11 protein-coding genes and 1 pseudogene are annotated in these 17,946 nt (G+C 59.0%); 8 read left to right on the top strand and 4 right to left on the bottom strand.

The window, feature by feature from the left end; translation table 11 throughout:
- Positions 1-186: 186 nt before the first annotated feature.
- The gene (locus V8J88_RS15120; protein WP_338845019.1) at positions 187-3,669 is read left to right on the top strand and encodes a hypothetical protein; all 3,483 of its coding nucleotides are present in this window, start codon (positions 187-189) and stop codon (positions 3,667-3,669) included.
- Positions 3,670-3,741: 72 nt separating this feature from the next.
- On the opposite strand, the gene V8J88_RS15115 is transcribed toward V8J88_RS15120, so the two are convergent.
- Together V8J88_RS15115 and V8J88_RS15110 are read right to left on the bottom strand one after the other, a co-directional pair.
- The gene (locus tag V8J88_RS15115) at positions 3,742-6,672 is read right to left on the bottom strand and encodes a beta-propeller domain-containing protein (protein WP_338845018.1); all 2,931 of its coding nucleotides are present in this window, start codon (positions 6,670-6,672) and stop codon (positions 3,742-3,744) included.
- Positions 6,673-6,920: 248 nt separating this feature from the next.
- Positions 6,921-7,835 (bottom strand): LysR substrate-binding domain-containing protein, encoded by a 915-nt coding sequence (locus V8J88_RS15110; protein ID WP_338845017.1) that lies wholly within the window; start codon positions 7,833-7,835, stop codon positions 6,921-6,923.
- A 435-nt stretch (positions 7,836-8,270) separates the two neighbouring features.
- Between V8J88_RS15110 and V8J88_RS15105 the strand changes: the two genes are divergently transcribed.
- Both V8J88_RS15105 and V8J88_RS15100 read left to right on the top strand, forming a co-directional pair.
- The gene (locus V8J88_RS15105) at positions 8,271-9,074 is read left to right on the top strand and encodes a hypothetical protein (protein ID WP_338845015.1); all 804 of its coding nucleotides are present in this window, start codon (positions 8,271-8,273) and stop codon (positions 9,072-9,074) included.
- Positions 9,075-9,101: 27 nt separating this feature from the next.
- Positions 9,102-9,926, top strand: coding sequence for a hypothetical protein (locus V8J88_RS15100; RefSeq protein ID WP_338845014.1), 825 nt, complete (start codon positions 9,102-9,104; stop codon positions 9,924-9,926).
- On the opposite strand, the gene V8J88_RS15095 is transcribed toward V8J88_RS15100, so the two are convergent.
- A complete protein-coding gene (locus V8J88_RS15095; RefSeq protein ID WP_338845012.1) occupies positions 9,923-10,465 on the bottom strand; it encodes a PadR family transcriptional regulator in 543 nt (180 codons plus the stop codon). The two genes, V8J88_RS15100 and V8J88_RS15095, sit on opposite strands and share 4 nt — an antisense overlap.
- Before the next feature lie 129 nt (positions 10,466-10,594).
- On the opposite strand from V8J88_RS15095, the pseudogene V8J88_RS15090 reads away from it, so the two are divergent.
- The 5 genes and pseudogenes from V8J88_RS15090 to V8J88_RS15070 all read left to right on the top strand — a co-directional run.
- Positions 10,595-12,619: pseudogene (locus tag V8J88_RS15090) on the top strand (NADPH-dependent 2,4-dienoyl-CoA reductase); the annotation flags it as partial.
- A gap of 84 nt (positions 12,620-12,703) precedes the next feature.
- On the top strand, positions 12,704-13,084 hold the full coding sequence (locus tag V8J88_RS15085; RefSeq protein ID WP_338849895.1) for a nuclear transport factor 2 family protein: 381 nt from the start codon (positions 12,704-12,706) through the stop codon (positions 13,082-13,084).
- A 202-nt stretch (positions 13,085-13,286) separates the two neighbouring features.
- Complete coding sequence (locus tag V8J88_RS15080) at positions 13,287-14,039, top strand: amino acid ABC transporter permease (protein ID WP_338845010.1); 753 nt, start codon at positions 13,287-13,289, stop codon at positions 14,037-14,039.
- A 1-nt stretch (position 14,040) separates the two neighbouring features.
- A complete protein-coding gene (locus V8J88_RS15075; RefSeq protein WP_338845008.1) occupies positions 14,041-14,733 on the top strand; it encodes an amino acid ABC transporter permease in 693 nt (230 codons plus the stop codon).
- Positions 14,734-14,746: 13 nt separating this feature from the next.
- Positions 14,747-15,475 carry an amino acid ABC transporter ATP-binding protein gene (locus V8J88_RS15070; protein ID WP_338845006.1) on the top strand — a complete coding sequence of 243 codons (729 nt, stop codon included), beginning with the start codon at positions 14,747-14,749 and terminating at the stop codon, positions 15,473-15,475.
- Positions 15,476-15,601: 126 nt separating this feature from the next.
- Here V8J88_RS15070 and V8J88_RS15065 read toward each other — a convergent pair whose 3' ends face one another.
- Positions 15,602-17,764, bottom strand: coding sequence for a hypothetical protein (locus V8J88_RS15065; protein ID WP_338845005.1), 2,163 nt, complete (start codon positions 17,762-17,764; stop codon positions 15,602-15,604).
- Positions 17,765-17,946: the final 182 nt, after the last annotated feature.

Genomic DNA, 17,946 nt, shown 5'->3' with positions numbered 1-17,946 from the left:
AGCCTGCTATGCTAGACTTGTATCCAGTTGTATCAGGCGCAAGCATGTCGCAAGCGCCGCTGCGCGCTCACGGCCAGACAGCCGGCCTGCCGGCGCGCTTTCCCCCAATGATCAGGGCGTCCCGCACGCCGCTTCTGCGCCGCACATCCAGTGCCGCGCCCATTTGTTTATACATGAAAGTCAGCAATGCGCAGTCAACCCCGTTTCAAACGTCGTATTCTTCCCCTCATGCTTGGCCTGTCGCTGATGAGCGGGGCCCACGCTTTCAAGCTGGATACCCATCTGTGGATCGGTCAGCAAGTGATTAATGATTTGGCCGATGACGGCAAGATCAGCGTCAAAATCAAAGGCCGTGCGCTCAATCTGGATGTGCCGGCGGATGTCAAAAACGCCATCCTGGCGAATAAAACCGAATACCTGCTCGGCCACCTCGGGCCGGACGTGGCGCCGGACGTGCTGGTTGGCCAGACTGTGATGCATCCCGGTCTGGAAAATGGCTGGAAAGCCGATAACTGGATGCAGTTTTTGCTCGACAATTCGCGTAACCATGCGCTGGGCAAAGCCTACAGCTATGGTTATCTGGGACATGCGGCGGGCGATATGTTTGCGCACACGTATGTCAATCAATACGCTGGCGACATCTTTGAATTGAAAGATGAAACCCTGGTCGAGCAACGCCATTTGGCGCTGGAGGCGTTTATCTCGCGCTATACGCCGCCGCTGCAAGACCATACCGGGCGCATGCTGGGCGCGCCGGTTGATTTGCTCAAACCCGGCAATGGCTATGGCAGCTTTGTCAGCGAGACCCTGGTGATGAACGATGTGGTGCAGCAGCAATACGCCAAGCTGCCCACCAGCCGTCATTTGTGGGCTTATCACCAGCTGCGCAAAACGGTGGATGCGGCGGCGAAAAATCCGGCCTGGGAAAAAATCGACGCCCAGGTCTTGCGCATTTTCGCATCGTATTGGGGGGTGGATCTGTCCACCAAAAACGCGCAGGCGATTGTGGCCAAGGCGAATGAAATCATCCCCAAAATCCAGCGCGGCGAAGACAATGTGCAAGCGCTGGCGAATGACATCAATACCCTGGCGCAGCGCCTGGACAATGCGGTGTTCCGCGAAATGAAAAACGCCACGCAAGCCTTGATCGATATCAATGCCCAAGTGGCGCAGGCGCATATCGATATCCTCAATAAAGAAAAGGAATTGCGCAATTTACTGCCTTGTCCGAATAAATATCTGGATCCGGTCGGCCACTACGCCTGTAAAAAAAGCAATGAGGAATTAGACCGCATCAATAATCTGGTGCGTCAGGCGCTGACCAGCTTGAACGCCACCCTCAAAGCGCGCCAGGAGCGTTTGCTGGCCACCGCTGTGGCCTTGCGCGACACCGCCAAGAAGACTGAAAACCTGCTTGTCATCATCACCAATGCGCATATCGACTTTGGCCAGCGCATGGGACAAACCACTTCGCCTATCAAGAGCGCTTTGCTGGGCTGGCGCAATGATATCGACGTGGCGATGCGGGAATATGTCAAAGCCACCACCCAATCCATGCTCAACACCACCAACCGTTCGGATGTGCTGGCGCCATTGCGCACTTGGTTTGATTGCTACCATCTGAGCATCATGGGTTTGCCGCGTGAAGTGTCGGGCTGCGAAATCCGCAATGCCGCGCAGGATGCGTTTTGGGCCGCTGACCGTCTGGTGAAACTGGCGGATGACTTGAACTATGCCGGCGATTTGCTGGGCCTGCCTTCGCCTTCCGACATCCGCAAGCTGCGCGATGAATTGGTGCAACAGGCCAAGGAGCAGGTCAAGGATGCGGTAGCGAAAAAAGTTGAAGATATGTTGCCGCAGGATGTGCGTGATTTGCTCACCCTGTTCCACCGCGATATGGATGACAACACCCTGAATGCGTATTTCAGCAAGAGCGACGCCAGCGGCAAGAATTTGATCATGATTGGCGATATGGCCGCGCGGGCGCGGGCGGAAATGTATGTCAGCAATGGCAGTTATTTTGATCCGCAGCGCTTTGCCGCTGTTTACAACTCGGTGCTGCTGGCCAAGCTGGCGCTGTTGGATAAAGCCGGCTTGCAGCAATTGGCGCAGCAAGCCGGGGTCGGCAATGGCAGCGATGGCAAGCCGGTGTTTGCCGAAACCGAAAACATTCTGGCCGGCGCCCTCACCAATCTGGACGGTAATCATCAATGGATGCACAACCCGCCGCCGCGCCCGAATGCCTTGGGCTATAACTACCGCGCCACGCCGTCCTACGCCAGCGCGCAGGGTTTTGCGCCGTGGCGGGCGGAGGCGCGCGACAGCCTGTTCCGCGCGCTCTTCATCGGCCCGCTCTCGCCCGGCATGGAGGTGGCGGCGGAAATCGGTATGAGCCAGATTTTGCCGCCGACTTATCCTTACCGTCCCTGCGCCGCCTGGCCCTTCCCGGATGATCAATTCGACTCGACTTGCAAGAGCAATGCCGGGCCTGGCTTGCGCGTGCAGATTGAACCGCAAACCCTGGTCGCCGGTCAGCCTTTCAGCGTCAGCTGGAGCAGTCCGCAAGCCGCGCAAGTCAGCTATCGCTGTTCTTCCGGCGCCGGCGGTTTCAGCGGCACTGCCAGCCTGGCCGCCAGCGGCAGCATCAGCGGGGTGGCGTCAGCGGCCTGGGTCGGCAATCCTTCCAACTGCGTATGGACAGCCAGCGGCCCAAGCGGTCAGACCGAGTTCACGCACAGCCTGAGCACCGTGCCGGCCAGCGCCGGGGTGCAACTGGCTTTGAGCAGCAATGCGATTAACGTCAGCCTGCCGGCCCCCGGCGCCGGCAGCGCCGTGATCAACGTGTCACCCAGCGGCGGCTCGGGTAATTACAGCTTCGCCTGGTCGCGCGTCTCGGGCAACCGCATCAGCGTCAGCGGCGGCCAGCAAGCCACCTTCAGCGTGATGCTGGGCAGCGGTGAAAGCGTGGCGGAGGTCTGGCGCGTCAGCGTCAAAGATGGCCAGGGACATGTGAGCAGCCGTGATGTGAATGTCAGCTTCAGCGCGCCGCAAGTGGCGCCTTCTGTATACGCCACCTTATTGCCGGGCGGCGCGCTGGTGGGGCAAAGTCTGCAACTGAATTGGAGCACTGCGCACGCCACCAGCCTGGCGTATCAATGCAGCGCCAGCGGCACAGGGTTTGCCGGCAGCGGCGTGCTGACGCCGGTGGCGCAAGGCGGTTTGCCGATTGTGACGCAGGCGGCCTGGGTCGGCTATCCCTCGACTTGCGTGCTGACCGCCAGCGGTCCGGGCGGCAACGCGACGCAACAAGTGGTGCTGAAAACCTATGGCCCGGCGCCGCAGATTTCCTTTGCGCAGCCGCATATCCATGCCACTTTCCGTGGCGCAAACGCGCCGTTCCGGGGTACCGCCAGCCGCGTGGTGGCGCCGCTGATTCAAGGCTCGAATCCACCTTACACGCTGCAATGGCGGCAAACCGGTGGCGATCCCGGCTTTACAGTGGAAAACAATACGCAAGGCGGGGCGACCGTGTCGCGTTATCTGGGGGTGGAAGAAACTGCTCAGGCTGCGTTTGAAGTGACCGTGATTGATGCGGCAGGGCAAAGCGCCAAAACCAACCTCAGTCTTTCATTTGAAAGTCTGTGCGGCGGCACGCGCTGCAATATGTAAGCATGGGCGGCTGAGGGCCGCCATCATGAGCGCAGCGCCGCCGCTGTTTTTTGGCGGCGGCGCTGCGCTGTTTCAGGGCGCGTTCAGATTGGCGCTTTGCAAATCAAATTGGACGATGCCGCCCAAGCCCGCCGGCAGATAGACTTGATTATTGTGCACGCTCAAGCCGTTATAGCCGGCGCCGGCATGCCAGGCTTGCGCATAGGCTTGGTTGCTTTGGCTGTAGTCAAACAGCAAAACCCCATACCAATCGCTGAGCAAGAGCTTGCCGTCTTTGGCATAGCGCAAGCTGGTCCAGCTCGGCGGCGCGATTGTGTTTTCCAGCACAAAGGCCTTGTTTTGCACGGTGTACACCTCGACCGAGGGCTTGCCCGCCTGCGCATTGCGATAGCCGCTGGCCAGCACGCGCGCGCCATCCAGCGCAATCTCATGCCAGCTTTGTCCGCTGTTGCGCAAGCTGGCTTGCAAATACGCCAGATCGCCTTGCAAGGTCGATTGATTCAGCGACTGTTCGATTTGTCCGCCGCTCCAATGAAAATCCTTGCTGTATAACTGATTCCCGGCGACGCCTGCCAATTCCCCCGGCAGATTCACATCCTGTCCCACTTTGCGCCATTGCGGGGTGCTGAAGTCATACCGTTGCAGCCAGTATTTGGCTTGCGGCATGCCGGCGGCGTCGGCGCGCTCGTTTTTGCGGTAATTCAGCCACAGCATGGCGCCGTCGGTGTGCAGCGTGACCGCTTCCTGATCCGCCGCCGAGATGATCTTATCTGGCAGCATGAGCGGCGCCGCAGGATTGCGCAAATCGATGACTGAAATCTCATAGCTTTGCCAATGGCGGCTTGCTTCGCCCACGCCCTCGCTGTGCGCGCGGCGTCCGGCCAGCAAGATGGCGTCGCCGATCACGCGCACATCCAGAGTCACGCCGCCGCAGATATCCACGCTCATGCAGTCCAGAATATAGGGTGAGGCGGCGAGCGAAATTTCCTGATTCAGCAGGCGGCCCAATTCACGCGGCTGGGCCGGATTGCTGACATCAAACAGGGTCAGCGAGACCAGGACCTTGCGGTTTTGCGCCGTGCTGGCGGGGCTGACTTCGGTGTGCAACACGGCCAGCTTGCCGCCGGCATTGTGGATGGTGGATTGCGGCGCGACTTCGATTACCGACAGTGCTGCGGCGCTGTCCACCTGACCTGCCTGAGCCGCTTGAACCAGCTCCAACTGATCGCGCCCCGGATTGGCGGCGCTGCCCCAGCTCCGGCTGCGCGCGTGATAGCGCACGCCGGTTTGACCGATGACGCTGAATTGGCTGATATTGCGCGCCAATGACAAGCTGCCGCGCGCCACGGGGTGATTCGGGTTGCTGGCGTCAAACAGGGCCAGTCCGGTGTGCGACAAGGCCGCCGCCAGCGGCTGCGCGCTTTGCGGCATAAAACTGCGCTCGGCCTGCTCATTGGTCAGCATCACCCCGCGTTTGCTCAGGGTGGTGGCGGAAAAGCTGAAGATCTGCACCCCGTGTTGATAGGTTTGCGCAGCCGTATTCCAGCCGGAAAAAGGCAGCAGCGCCAAGCCGGTTTCGCGCGTCACGCCATCGGCGGCCAGCACATTGGCGGCGTTTTCCAGCACGCTGAAGGCTTTATCGTCCCAGTTCGCGTTGCTCCAGGCAGAATCGAGTTCAACTTCGGCGCGCATTAACAGCGGATTCGGATTGTTCAGTTGGCGGATGTCGTACAGACTCAGCGCCAGCTTGCGCTTGTTATTGGCGTCGTTGACGCCTATCCCTATCAATTGCTGATGATTGTTCACCGGAGCGAAGAAATCATTCCAGCCGGAGACCACAAACTCGGCTTCTTCGCGCAAGACGCCCCCGGGCGAAATCGAAAAACTGTGGAATGGATCTTGCCGCAGATAGGTGACAAAGAAGGCGCGGTCGGGCAAGAAGGTGGTGGCGAACAGGCTTTGTCCGGCGCCAAAGGTTTTGGCATCGACTGCCTTGGGCGCGGCCAGATTGCTGATGTCAAAGGTCTGCACATGGTTTTCCGGCAGGCCGGCAGTGCGCGCCGAGACCACCCGCAAAATCCCATCCTGAATATGCAATTGCCGCTTGTGTGTCACCATGCCCTTGGCCGTGACCACGCCGCCGGCGCTCATCACGCCGTCTGCGCGCGAAATATCAATCAGGCTGATCTGGCTGCTTTGCGTGGCGAAATCAAGCCGCGCCGCCAGCAGGCGTTCGCCATTGGCTTGCAAGACTTGCAGGTAGCCGCTCAAATTCAGGCGGCTTTTTTCCTGCAGCAAGCCATTTGCGTCAAGCGCAAAACTTTGCAATACGGCTTGTTCACCGTTTGTGATTTGCATCCCGCCGATGCTGCCCGGCGCGGCGGCATATTGAAACGCCGCCACGTACAGCGCGCTCTGTCCCGCACCGCTGGCTAAGCGCGAAGTCTGGATATAGCCCGGCATGCGCACACTTTGCAGCTGTCTGGGCGCAGTGCGCTGGCTGATGTCAATCACCAGCAGGGCGCCGCCGGCATAATTTTCCAGGCTTTCTTTGCCGTCCTGGCGCAGGCGGCGGTATTCCTGCCAATTGTTTTGCAAGACGTACAATTTCTCACCCTGGCGATACATTTCCACCGGGTTGCCGGGCAGGGCTAAGCGGCCCAGTATTTTCGGTTGCGCCGGATTGGCGATATCGATCACTTGCAAGCCGCGATGCTGGTTCAGATTCACAATGGTTTTGCCATCGTCCAACACGCGATAGATATCGCCTTCCTCCACCTTGCGCGCATTCGCGCTGGCATTGGCGGTGGCGCTTTGCATGGTCATCAGATCGGCGTTGATGCTGGAATTGGGACGGGCCGAGACAAATTCGGTTTTGCCGCTCAATAACTGGGTCGGCGCGGGTGCAGGCGTGCCGCCGCCGCCGCCGCAGGCGCTCAGCAGCGCTGTGCTCAGCAAGAGCCAGGCGCGGCGCGCCAGGCGGTAGTGCAGGGATAGATTCATGGCATGCTCCATCATCAAAAAACGCAAGACAAACGCGACCGCCGCCGTGCGCAGCAGGCCGCCTGTTTCAAGCCCGATTGCGGCGTTTGAAAATATGCGTATAGATACCAGTCAGGAACATGGCAAAGTGTGATGAACATCACAAAATTTTGTGCATGCAGGTGCGCATTTGTAAGCAGTTATGTCTTTGCTGTGTTTCGGGAAATATAAATTCTTATTTTATTGGGCAGTGGCAAGCCGGGCCGCTTTCAATCCGCTTCCGCATCGCCCAGCAACTTGCGGATGTGGGCCTGTTTTTCTTTGATGAAACTCAAAAACACTCTGGATTTAAAGGGCAGGTATTGTTTATCGGTATATACCAGAAACAGTTCGCGGCCCGGCGGCAGCCAGTCTTCATGCAAGCTCACCAGCATGCCGCGCGCCAAGTGTTTTTGCACCAGGCCGAGCGGCAGATAGCCCAAACCCACCCCTTGCAAGACCAGGCGGCGCGATAGTAATAAATCATCTGAAAGCACGGGATTTTCCGGGTAAACGTCAAAAAAATTGCCGTTTTCGACAAAGCGCCATGGGCCCAGCAAGCCATCGACATGGCTGCGCACACAGGGCCAGTGCGCGATTTCAGAAGGGTGGGCGGGCGGCGTGCGCGCCGCCACAAATTGCGTTTGTCCCACCAGTAAATGGCGGATGCGCGCCAGCGGCAGTGCAATTAAGCAAGAGTCATGCAGCGGCCCGAGACGGAAGGCGAAATCAATCCGGTGCGTGGTTAAATCCAGATTCCGGTTATTGCAATGAAAATGCATGCGCAGATTGGGATAGGCCAGTAAAAATTCGGCAAACAGCGGGGCCAGTCCCTGAGCCAGACTGGTCGGCATGGTCAGATTCAAGACGCCGACCGGTTTTTCGAGATGCAACTCTGCTTCGGCCTTGAGTTCGGCGATGGTTTCCAGCACGGATTGCGCGCGCGGCAATAAACGCGCGCCGGCTTCGGTCAGGGTCAGGGCGCGCGTGGTGCGCTGAAACAGTTTCACATCCAGCTCCTGTTCCAGCAACTGCACCTTGCGGCTGATGGTGGTGGTCGGCAAATTCAGCGCGCGCGCCGCCTGCGCAAAACTGCCGCGCCGCGCCACCTCCAAAAACACGGCCAGCTCTTCGGTATATTTCATGACGTCCCCAGTGAGTGTTTGTTTATGACTATATCGCCGAATTCAGGCAAAAAACCGCAGGCTGGCGTGCGGCGCCGTTTGCGCCACCAGACTGCAGCAGCGCGGCGCGCGCCTGTTGCATCCTGCATTATCCCGAAAAGTGAAATAGTGAATCCGAACAAATGAGGTGGAAATAATATTTTTGTCACCTTACAGTACGCATCTGCGTAGCAAAAACGCAAGAAAATTAAAGGCCTGCCAGCCCGTCCCGATTTTCAGGCAAGCCCCGCAAGCCAAACGCGCAATGCAGCTGGCGACACTCCCAATACGCTTGACACATTCGCCTGCCAGGATTGCAGGGCGCGCAACAATTTTTTCCTGCGCTGCATCAGCCCAGCCGCGCGGGATGCCAAAAATGGGCTTTATTCCGCACAATCATGAATACAGGAGACAAACATGAAAACCGCATTTTTGCGCAAACCTTCGCGCATCGCACTCGCCGCAAGTCTGGCGCTGATCTGTTTGACGCATGCCGGCAGCGCGCATGCCGGCATCAGTCATATCGCCACCACCCAGGTATGGGACGCCGATGGCCAGGGCGTAAAGATCGCCAAACCGGCTGGGACTGCTGCGGGGGATTTGATGGTCTTGATTTTGCACCGCACCGATGACGTGCTGCCATATGCCGTCAGCGGTTGGACCCGGCGCGCTGAATGCTATAAAGAAGACAATGGCTATCAATGTCTGAATGTGGCGGATTGCACCAGCAGTTCCGGCGGCTTTTGCAGCCGCTTCAAAAACAGCTATACAGGCCGCGATCTGGCCCAGGTGATTTACACCCGCACCGCAGGTTCCAGCGAGCCTTCTTCATATTCCTTCAATTTGAACCAGGACAGCAGCGGCCATCCGGGCTGGGCGATATTGAGCACCTTGCGCGGCGCGAACACCTCTTCGCCGGTGCGCGCCTGGGCCAATAAGGGTTGCGATAATGACGCTGACAGCCTGTTTCCTTCGGTGGATGGACGGCGCGGCGATATGCTGCTGCTCTCGCAATCCTTTGATGATGCGGTGGCCAAAGACAAATTCGGCGCGCCGAATGGCATGAGCACTTTCGGCTATGTCTCCAACAGCGACGAAGCCGGCTTTTTGTTTGGCGGCATTCTCAGTGCGGATGGCCAGACCGGGGTGCGCCGCACTAACGGAGCCGGCGCATCGGCTTGCAAAGATGCGCTGATCTCGATCACCATCAAGCCGCAATAAGACTGACCCGGCGCAGGAGTTTGTCCTATGTCCCGTGGCCTGATTGCGCTTGCCGGCGCCTGCGTGCTGCTGATCTTGCTTGCGCTGTATCTGTCCCGTCCCGAGACGCCAGCCGCCGCGCTGGCGCGCGTGGCGTCCGCACAGCCGCAGACGCAGGCCGGCAGTGCGCTGGCCTCGCCATTTTCATCTGTCGCCGGGCTTGCGCCAGCGGCCCCGGCCAGCCCGCTGCAGCAGGACTTGCAGGCGTATCAAAACGGCGGCCTGGATCCGGCGCAAAAACGCAGCATGCGCCAGGCCATGGCCGGGCGCAAACGCGATCCGCAGATGCGCGCGCAGATGGTGGCGGCGTTTTATGGCGCGGCAGGCGCATCTGCGGCCAGCGCGATGTACAGCATTTTGCGCGATGGCAAATTCAAGGACAGCACGCTGTTGGCGGAATTGATTGCCCACCCGCACAGCGCAGAGCGGGTGGAATATGCGGCGCGGATTGTGGACTTAATCGCCGATCTGGATGCGCAGGCGCCTTATGCGGCGCAGATTGACAGCTATCTGGCGCGCTTAGCGCACAGCCCCGGCCCCTTGCGCGAGTCAGCCGCCAGCCGCCGCTTATGGTATTTACAGCAACATCAACCTTATCAGCACAGTCTGGCGCAAGCTTATTTGCAAGACGCCTCGCCTGCTTTGCGCGCTGAAGTGTATGGCTTGCTGCAACAAAACTGGAGCGCCTACAGCCAGGCCGAACGCCAGCAATGGCAGGCGGTTTTACAGCAAGCAGTGCAACACGGCCCGGCGCGCGCTTTGGCGCAGGAAGTTGCGCAATTGCAAGCCTTGCTGCAAGCGCTGGCCGCTTAAGCGTCCGGCGCGGCTTGCAGCAGCGCCAGCATGTCGCGCCCCCAGGCCAGCTCACTTTCCTCGTACAAAATGCCTTTTTTCAAAATCATGTGCTGGATGCGCTGAGCCTGCAGCAGCTCGCGTCCGGCAAAATCGCGCGCTTCAATCGCCAGATAGTGCGCCAAGCGCGCCTCATGCAAAGCAAGATGGCGCTGCATTTCCGCCGCCAGATTGAGTTCCGGCAGGGCGGCGGCGGCGCGCAGCTTGACCGTGAATTCATCGCGCAAATCCATGGGCTGGGCTTGCTGCTGCGCCCAGCGCGCCAATTCCGCACGGCCCGCTGGCAACACCCGGTATTCTTTTTTGCGCGTCTTGCCGGCATCCAGCGGAATGCTGGCGCTGATCCAGCCTGCCGCTTCCATGCGCGCCAACTCGCGATAAATCTGCTGGTGCGTGGCGTGCCAGAAATAGCCGATCGACTTATCAAAACGGCGCGCCAGATCATAGCCCGAAGAGGACTTTTCCAGCAGCGAAACCAAGACGGCATGAGCAAGAGACATAGGACAGAGTTGAATTAGGCAATGACGTATTATGCAACCAGTTGCATAAATCTGGAAACAACTCTACACTTTATGCAACCGGTTGCATAGTTTGCGCCACTTTCCACCACCACTTTTTTTGGATCAGCCATGTCGTCTGCCACTTATCCGCACCTGCTCGCCCCATTGGATTTGGGCTTTACCACCCTCAAAAACCGCGTGCTCATGGGTTCCATGCACGTCGGTCTGGAAGAAGCGCCGGATGGCTTTGCGCGTATGGCGGCGTTTTACGCGGAGCGTGCGCGCGGCGGCGTTGGTTTGATCGTGACCGGCGGCATTGCGCCGAATCACCAGGGGCGGCCGATGCCGGGCGGGGCCGCCATGACCAGCCAGGAAGAAGCTGACAAACATAAAGTGATCACGCAGGCAGTGCATGCGGCCGGCGGCAAGATCTGCATGCAGATTCTGCACTTCGGGCGCTACGCCTATCATCCTGAGCTGGTTGCGCCGAGCGCCTTGAAAGCGCCGATCAGCCCTTTCCGCCCGCATGCGCTGAGCGCAGAGGAAGTGCGGCAAACCGTGGAAGACTACGCCAACGCCGCCGCGCTGGCGCAAAGCGCCGGCTATGACGGCGTGGAAATCATGGGTTCGGAAGGGTATTTGATTAATGAATTCATCGCCGCGCAAACCAATCAGCGTGAAGATGAATATGGCGGCAGTTATGAAAACCGGATCCGCTTTGCGCTGGACATCGTGCGCCGCACCCGCGAGCGCGTCGGCGCTGACTTCATCATCATCTTCCGCCTTTCCATGCTGGATCTGGTGGAAGGCGGCTCAAGCCGCGAAGAAGTCTTGCAACTGGCGCTGGCCTTGGAGCAAGCCGGCGTCAGCATTCTGAATACCGGCATCGGCTGGCATGAAGCGCGCATTCCCACCATCGCCACCAAGGTGCCGCGCGCCGCCTTTGTCTGGGTCACCAAACAGCTCAAGGGCAAGCTTGGCATTCCGCTGGTCGCCACCAATCGCATTAACACGCCGGAGGTGGCGGAAAGCGTGCTGGCCGAAGGCAATGCCGATATGGTGAGCATGGCCCGTCCCTTTCTCGCAGATCCCGAATTTGTGGCCAAGGCCGCTGCCGGGCGCGCGGATGAAATCAACACCTGCATCGGCTGTAATCAAGCCTGCCTGGACCATACCTTTGGCGGCAAAATCACTTCCTGTCTGGTGAACCCGCGCGCCTGTCACGAAACTGTTTTGCGCCCCATGCCCTTGAGCGCGAAAGCGCATTTGGCGGTGGTCGGGGCCGGCCCGGCGGGCCTGGCCTTCGCCACCGAAGCGGCGCAACGCGGCTTTGAGGTCAGCTTATTCGATGCCGCGCAGGAAATCGGCGGCCAGTTCAATATCGCCAAACAAGTGCCGGGCAAGGAAGAGTTTTATGAAACCCTGCGTTATTTTGGCAAACGTCTGGCGCAAACCGGGGTCAAGCTGCATCTGGGCCGCCATGTCAGCGCGGCGGATTTGATTGCGCAAGGTTTTCAGGATGTGGTGCTGGCCACCGGCGTCAACCCGCGCACCCCGCATATCGAGGGGATTGCGCACCCCAAGGTGCTGGGTTATCTGGATGTGTTGCGCGATAAAAAGCCGGTCGGCAAAACCGTGGCGGTGATCGGCGCCGGCGGCATCGGCTTTGATGTCTGCGAATATCTCTTGCACGAAGGGCAAAGCCCGAGTTTGAACCAGTCGGTGTTTTTCAAAGAATGGGGCGTGGATCAAAGCGGCGTGGCGCGCGGCGGCGTGATGCCGGCGCAATTGCCGCCGCCGGCGCGCAAACTGTATTTATTGCAGCGTAAAACCAGCAAAGTCGGCGACGGACTGGGCAAAACCACCGGCTGGATTCACCGCACCGGCTTGAAAAACCGTGGCGTCGAGATGCTGGCCGGGGTGACATACCGCAAAGTGGATGAGGCCGGTTTGCATATCACGCTGGATGGCAAAGACTTGCTGCTGGCAGTGGACAATGTGATCATTTGCGCCGGGCAGGACCCGAACCGCGCCTTGCAGCAGGAATTGCAAGCCGCAGGTGTCACCGTGCACCTGATCGGCGGCGCGGACGAAGCGGCTGAACTCGACGCCAAGCGCGCCATCAAGCAAGGCACAGAATTGGCCCTCACCTTAGACCCCGGCGCGCAAGCAGCAGCGCCACAGGCGGCTGCCGGCTTATCCGCTAAAGCCGCCGCCAGCCTGGCCAAATGGCATGCCATGGTCAGCGCCGCCAATCTGGCTGAATTGCCCGATATTTTGCATCCGCAAGCGGTGTTCCGCTCACCCATGGCGCACACGCCCTATCCGGGCGCGCAAGTGGTGCAATTGATTTTGGGCACGGTCTTGCATGTGTTTGAAGACTTCACCTACCACCGCGAATTGCACAGCACGGACGGGCACAGCGTGGTGCTGGAATTCAGCGCCAAGGTGAATGGCAAAGAACTCAAAGGCATCGACATGATCCGCTTTGATGAAGCTGGCAAGATTGTCGATTTTGAAGTCATGGTGCGCCCGATGAGCGGCTTGCAAGCATTGGGCGATGAAATGGGCAAACGCCTGGCGCCGTATCTGGCGGCGATGAAAGGCGCCAAGGCCTAAGCGTCTCTGAAGCAGGCCATTCCTTTGCCATGGCGCCAGCGCTGGCTGGCGCCAATTTCTTTGTCATCACACTGTGTGATGCTGTACCCGATCCGTCACACCCTAAACCTGTTCTGCTTCCTGCGGCAATTACGTATTTGCCAAATCCCGTGGCGCCAGCATAATGCTGACTGAGGCCACCCGGCTGTCGCGGAGGAAAAAAATGAATTACAACTGGAACTGGAATATCTTTTGGGATATGGAGCCAAGCGGCGCCATGACCTATCTGGATACCCTGGTCGCCGGCGCCAAGTGGACTTTGGCGGTGGCGCTGTCGGCCTGGGTGCTGGCCTTGATGTTCGGGGCTTTGATCGGGGTCTTGCGCACGCTGCAGGACAACCGCCTGGCGCAAGCCATCGGCAATGCCTGGGTTGAGCTGTTCCGCAATATTCCGCTCTTGGTGCAAATGTTTTTATGGTTCTTCGTGATGCCCGAATTCCTGCCCAAGGAATGGGGCGATCAGCTGAAAAACATGCCGAATGCGCCCTTCATCACGGCAGTGATCTGCCTGGCGTTCTTCACTTCATCGCGCGTGGCGGTGCAAATCACTTCCGGCATTCAAGCCTTGCCGCGCGGCCAGCGCATGGCCGCCACCGCGCTTGGCATGACCACCTGGCAGACTTATCGCCATATTCTGCTGCCAATGGCGGGACGCATCGTGCTGCCGCCGCTGACCAGCGAATTTATGAATATCATCAAAAATTCCTCAGTCGCGCTGACCATCGGCGTGATCGAGCTGACCGCCGCTTCACGCTCAATGTCGGAATACACTTTCCAGACCTTTGAAGCCTTGAGCGCGGCCACCCTGATTTATGTCTGCATCAATATTTGCATTGTGCTGTTGATGCGGGTGCTGGAGCGAACGCTGGCGGTGCCCGGCTTTATCGGCAGCAAAACCCAGGCGGGGGGACACTGATATGTTTGGCAATTTTGACTTTGATGTGATCCTGCGTTCGGCCCCTTATCTGTTCAAAGTGGGCTTGCTGTTTACGCTGGAAGTGACCGTGCTGGCCACGCTGGGCGGGATTGTGCTGGGCACGCTGCTGGCCATGATGCGCTTATCGTCGATCAAGCCGCTGTCGTATTTCGCCGCCGGCTATGTGAATCTGGTGCGCTCGATTCCGCTGGTGCTGGTGATTTTCTGGTTTTATTTCCTGGTGCCGTATATCGGGGCCTGGATCATCGGCGCCAATGAGCCGGTCAAAGTCGGCCCCTTCACCTCAGCCCTGGTGACGTTCATCATGTTTGAGGCGGCGTTTTTCTGCGAGATCATGCGCTCCGGGATTCAGTCGCTGCCGCGCGGGCAGATCTGGGCCGCGCAGGCGCTCGGCATGACGTATGCGCAAACCATGCGCCGCATTGTGCTGCCGCAGGCGCTGCGCAATATGCTGCCGGTGTTGATGACGCAAACCATTGTCTTGTTCCAGGACGTGTCACTGGTGTATGTGATTTCTCTGCCCGATTTTGTCGGCGCGGCGGCCAAGGTCGCACAGCGTGACGGACGTCTGGTGGAAATGTATGTGTTCGTGGCGGTGGTGTATTTCGCCATGTGTTTCACCTTGTCGCATCTGGTGCGCCGGCTGCAAAACAAAATCGCCATCATCCGTTGAGTAGGAGAGCCTCATGATTGAAATCAAAAATGTCAGCAAATGGTATGGCCAATTTCAAGTGCTGACCGATTGCAGCACCAGCGTGAAAAAAGGCGATGTGGTGGTGATTTGCGGGCCGTCCGGTTCCGGTAAATCGACGTTGATTAAAACCGTCAACGGCTTGGAGCCATTCCAAAAAGGGGAAATTTTTGTTGACGGCACTCCGGTGGGCGGGAAAGACACCAATTTGCCGGCCTTGCGCGCCAAAATCGGCATGGTGTTCCAGAGTTTTGAATTATTCCCGCATTTGTCGATCACGGAAAACTTGACCATCGGCCAGACCGAGGTATTAAAGCGCAGCCCGGCGGAAGCGCGCGAGCGTGGTCTGTCGTATCTGGAGCGGGTCGGCCTGATTTCGCAAAAAGATAAATTCCCCGGTCAGCTCTCCGGCGGCCAGCAGCAGCGCGTGGCGATTGCGCGCGCGCTGTCTATGGATCCGATTGCGATGCTGTTTGATGAGCCGACTTCCGCACTCGACCCGGAAATGGTGAATGAGGTGCTGGATGTGATGGTCAGCCTGGCCAAAGAGGGCATGACCATGATGGTGGTGACACACGAAATGAGTTTTGCGCGCCAGGTGGCGAACCGGGTGGTGTTCATGGATCGCGGCCAGATTATTGAAGAACGTCCGACCGAGGACTTTTTCACCAATCCGCAATCCGAACGCGCGCGCGATTTCCTCTCACGCATCCCGCGTCATTAAAGCCAACGCGGCGCCACATAAAAGCGAGACCAGGTGTGGGCCGGGTTGAGCGCAGCGATAAGCCGGCGCCGGTAAGGGCGCAAAGGAATGAGCGCGAGTGCGCCCAGACAATTGCGCCACGCCGGCCTACATATCCAGCTTCCATTGCAGCTTGAACCAGGCGTCGCGTTGTCCATCCAGATGACGGCGCGATGCGCCGGCGAACAATTGCAGATACGGCGCCAGCCGGGTTTGCCAGGCCAGCATATCGTGCAAATTCGCATCTTGCGCGCTTAATTCCAAACTGCGCTCATACAACAAACCGCTGCGCTGGCCCTTGGACAGATGCATTTGCAGCCGGCTGCTCTGGCTGACTTGCCAGGCGAATTGCAGTTGCAAACTGCTGTGTTGCTGCGCCGGCGCGCTGTGTCCCGCATGCAGCCATTCTTGCTGCCAATATAATTTTACCTGCCAATCTTTGTGCGGCAGCCAGGCCAGACGCCATTCCAGGCTGGCGCCGCAGCGTTTGCGGTCGTTTTGCGCTTCAATTCTGTCCCCGTATGAAGCGCGCAGACTGGCCTGGGTGAGCCGCTCGCCCGCCGGCAGATTCCATTCCAGATTGGTGAAACTGAGTTGATGCAAGCGCCCGTCTTCGCTGGCGCGTTGCAATTCCTTGCTGGCCCACTCCCAGTGCAGGCTGGCGCCGTCTTCGCCTTGCAATTGCAAAGCAGGGCGCAGGCCATGCCGTAATGGCCGCCCTTGCCAGTCTTGTGTGTGCTGCATCACCAGCTGGGCTTGCAATTGGCCGAGGTTTTGCCATTGGCCCACGCCGGCGCTGATGCGGCCATATTGGGTGTGGTAGCCGGCTTGACCGAAAAAGCCGTTGTCTGCGCGGAAATCGGGACTGACCCGCTCTGAAAACAAAACCCCACTCCAGCGCGCATTTTGAAAACTGTATTCAATTCTTTGCGCTGCGCCGTGCGTCTCGCCCAGTTTTTCCAGTTCACCCTGTTCGCCCATATGCGCACTGGTATGGCTTTGCAGCCAGTGCGCGCGCAGGCTGCCGCCGCCCTTGAATTGCCACTCCAGATCTGAGCCGAGTACGCGATTGGCGCCGCGTTCGTAATAATCGCGCTCAGAAAATAAAGCGCCGATTTGCACATTGCGCCATTGCATGCGCGCATGCGCAATGCTGGCCAGTGAACTTGGCTGCGGCGCCAGCCGGGTGGCGTATGCGGCGGGCAGCAAGACCTGGCCGCCGCCATTATCCATGCTCAATAACCACAAGCCGGCCAGATGTTCGCCGCGCGCGCTGGCGCGCACGCCCAGGGTTTGCTCGCTGATGCTGCGCGTATACACCGGCGCGCCAACCGGCAGATTGCCGCCGGCCAGGGCGGAGTGGGCCGGCAGCAATTCGGCATCATCCAGAAAATAGGGACGCTCTTCCGCCCGCCAGTTGGCGTATGGGCTTTGCGGGGTGAATTGCACCGCCTGATCGACATAGCCGGCCGGCGGTTTAAAGTTGGCTTGCAGGCGCAAGCCTTGTGCGGATTGCAGCGATATGCCCATCGAGGGCAGTTGCCCGCCGCCAGCGCTGACCTGCAGCGCCGGCTCCCAGGGCCAGAACACCGCATTGCTGGCCAGATATTGCGGGCACAGGCTGCAAAAAGCGGTGTACAGCAGCGGCACGCTGTGCATGCGCCAATGCTTTTCGCGCGGATGGTTGCGCACCACCACCAGATGCCAGGGTTTGCCGGCGCCGGGCAGCTGGTGCAGCGGAATTTGCATTTCCGCGCTCCAGCCTTCGGCATCCACTCTGGCCGCCGCCTGAAATTCAAAATCCGGCCCGCTGTCATGCTGATTGCGCTCGCGCTGGTACCAGCCGTCAGACAGCATGCCTGCAGCGGAAATGCGGAAAAACTGGGTCAGACCTTCACCATTGCTGAGGTATATCGTGAAACTGTCTTCATCATCCTGGATTTGATCGCGCCGGCCACTGGCGCGCAGCTGGATTGCCTCGGCCTGCCAATCCCAGGCGCGCAAGCCGATGAACAGATATTGATTATTCAAGGCGAACAAGGCTTCAGTGGGGGCCGGCGGGGCCGCCTCCTGACCGGCGTAGCGCGCGCTGAATTCCTGGGTGCCGGGGGCCATCATCCATAGATCTTCGTCCAGATTGCCGTCAATCAGGGGTAAATAATAATTGTCAGCAAAGCGCAGTGCGGTTTGGTAGGGGGCAAACAAATTATTCGCCTGCACCGGCAGGATGCAGCAGAACAGCAACAATAATGTGCGCAAGAAAACGGGCATGGCGATCATCCAGGGCGTATCGGGCTGTCAGTACGCGCGGGGTGAGCGTGCTGCAGTCTTGGCAATGCAATATTCTTATACTTAAATTAGCATATCAACAGTCACTGCACCATATCGAATGATGCGCGTACACTGTGTTTTCGGATGCGCTTGCCTGGACTTGAGCCGCCGGGCGCGCTGGC

Origin of the sequence: Massilia sp. W12, from assembly GCF_037300705.1 — a bacterium.
In the GTDB taxonomy this organism is placed as follows: Bacteria; Pseudomonadota; Gammaproteobacteria; order Burkholderiales; family Burkholderiaceae_D; genus JACPVY01.
Note: the sequence above shows the minus strand (reverse complement) of the source record. Positions and strands in the feature narration are given on the sequence as shown.

Excerpts from the sequence above, each read along its gene's own strand:
- V8J88_RS15065 (WP_338845005.1), bottom strand. The coding sequence starts at position 17,764 with ATGCCCGTTTTCTTGCGCACATTATTGTTGCTGTTCTGCTGCATCCTG.
- V8J88_RS15095 (WP_338845012.1), bottom strand. The coding sequence starts at position 10,465 with ATGTCTCTTGCTCATGCCGTCTTGGTTTCGCTGCTGGAAAAGTCCTCT.
- V8J88_RS15110 (WP_338845017.1), bottom strand. The coding sequence starts at position 7,835 with ATGAAATATACCGAAGAGCTGGCCGTGTTTTTGGAGGTGGCGCGGCGC.
- V8J88_RS15120 (WP_338845019.1), top strand. The coding sequence starts at position 187 with ATGCGCAGTCAACCCCGTTTCAAACGTCGTATTCTTCCCCTCATGCTT.
- V8J88_RS15080 (WP_338845010.1), top strand. The coding sequence starts at position 13,287 with ATGAATTACAACTGGAACTGGAATATCTTTTGGGATATGGAGCCAAGC.
- V8J88_RS15100 (WP_338845014.1), top strand. The coding sequence starts at position 9,102 with ATGTCCCGTGGCCTGATTGCGCTTGCCGGCGCCTGCGTGCTGCTGATC.
- V8J88_RS15105 (WP_338845015.1), top strand. The coding sequence starts at position 8,271 with ATGAAAACCGCATTTTTGCGCAAACCTTCGCGCATCGCACTCGCCGCA.
- V8J88_RS15075 (WP_338845008.1), top strand. The coding sequence starts at position 14,041 with ATGTTTGGCAATTTTGACTTTGATGTGATCCTGCGTTCGGCCCCTTAT.
- V8J88_RS15070 (WP_338845006.1), top strand. The coding sequence starts at position 14,747 with ATGATTGAAATCAAAAATGTCAGCAAATGGTATGGCCAATTTCAAGTG.
- V8J88_RS15115 (WP_338845018.1), bottom strand. The coding sequence starts at position 6,672 with ATGAATCTATCCCTGCACTACCGCCTGGCGCGCCGCGCCTGGCTCTTG.
- V8J88_RS15085 (WP_338849895.1), top strand. The coding sequence starts at position 12,704 with ATGGTCAGCGCCGCCAATCTGGCTGAATTGCCCGATATTTTGCATCCG.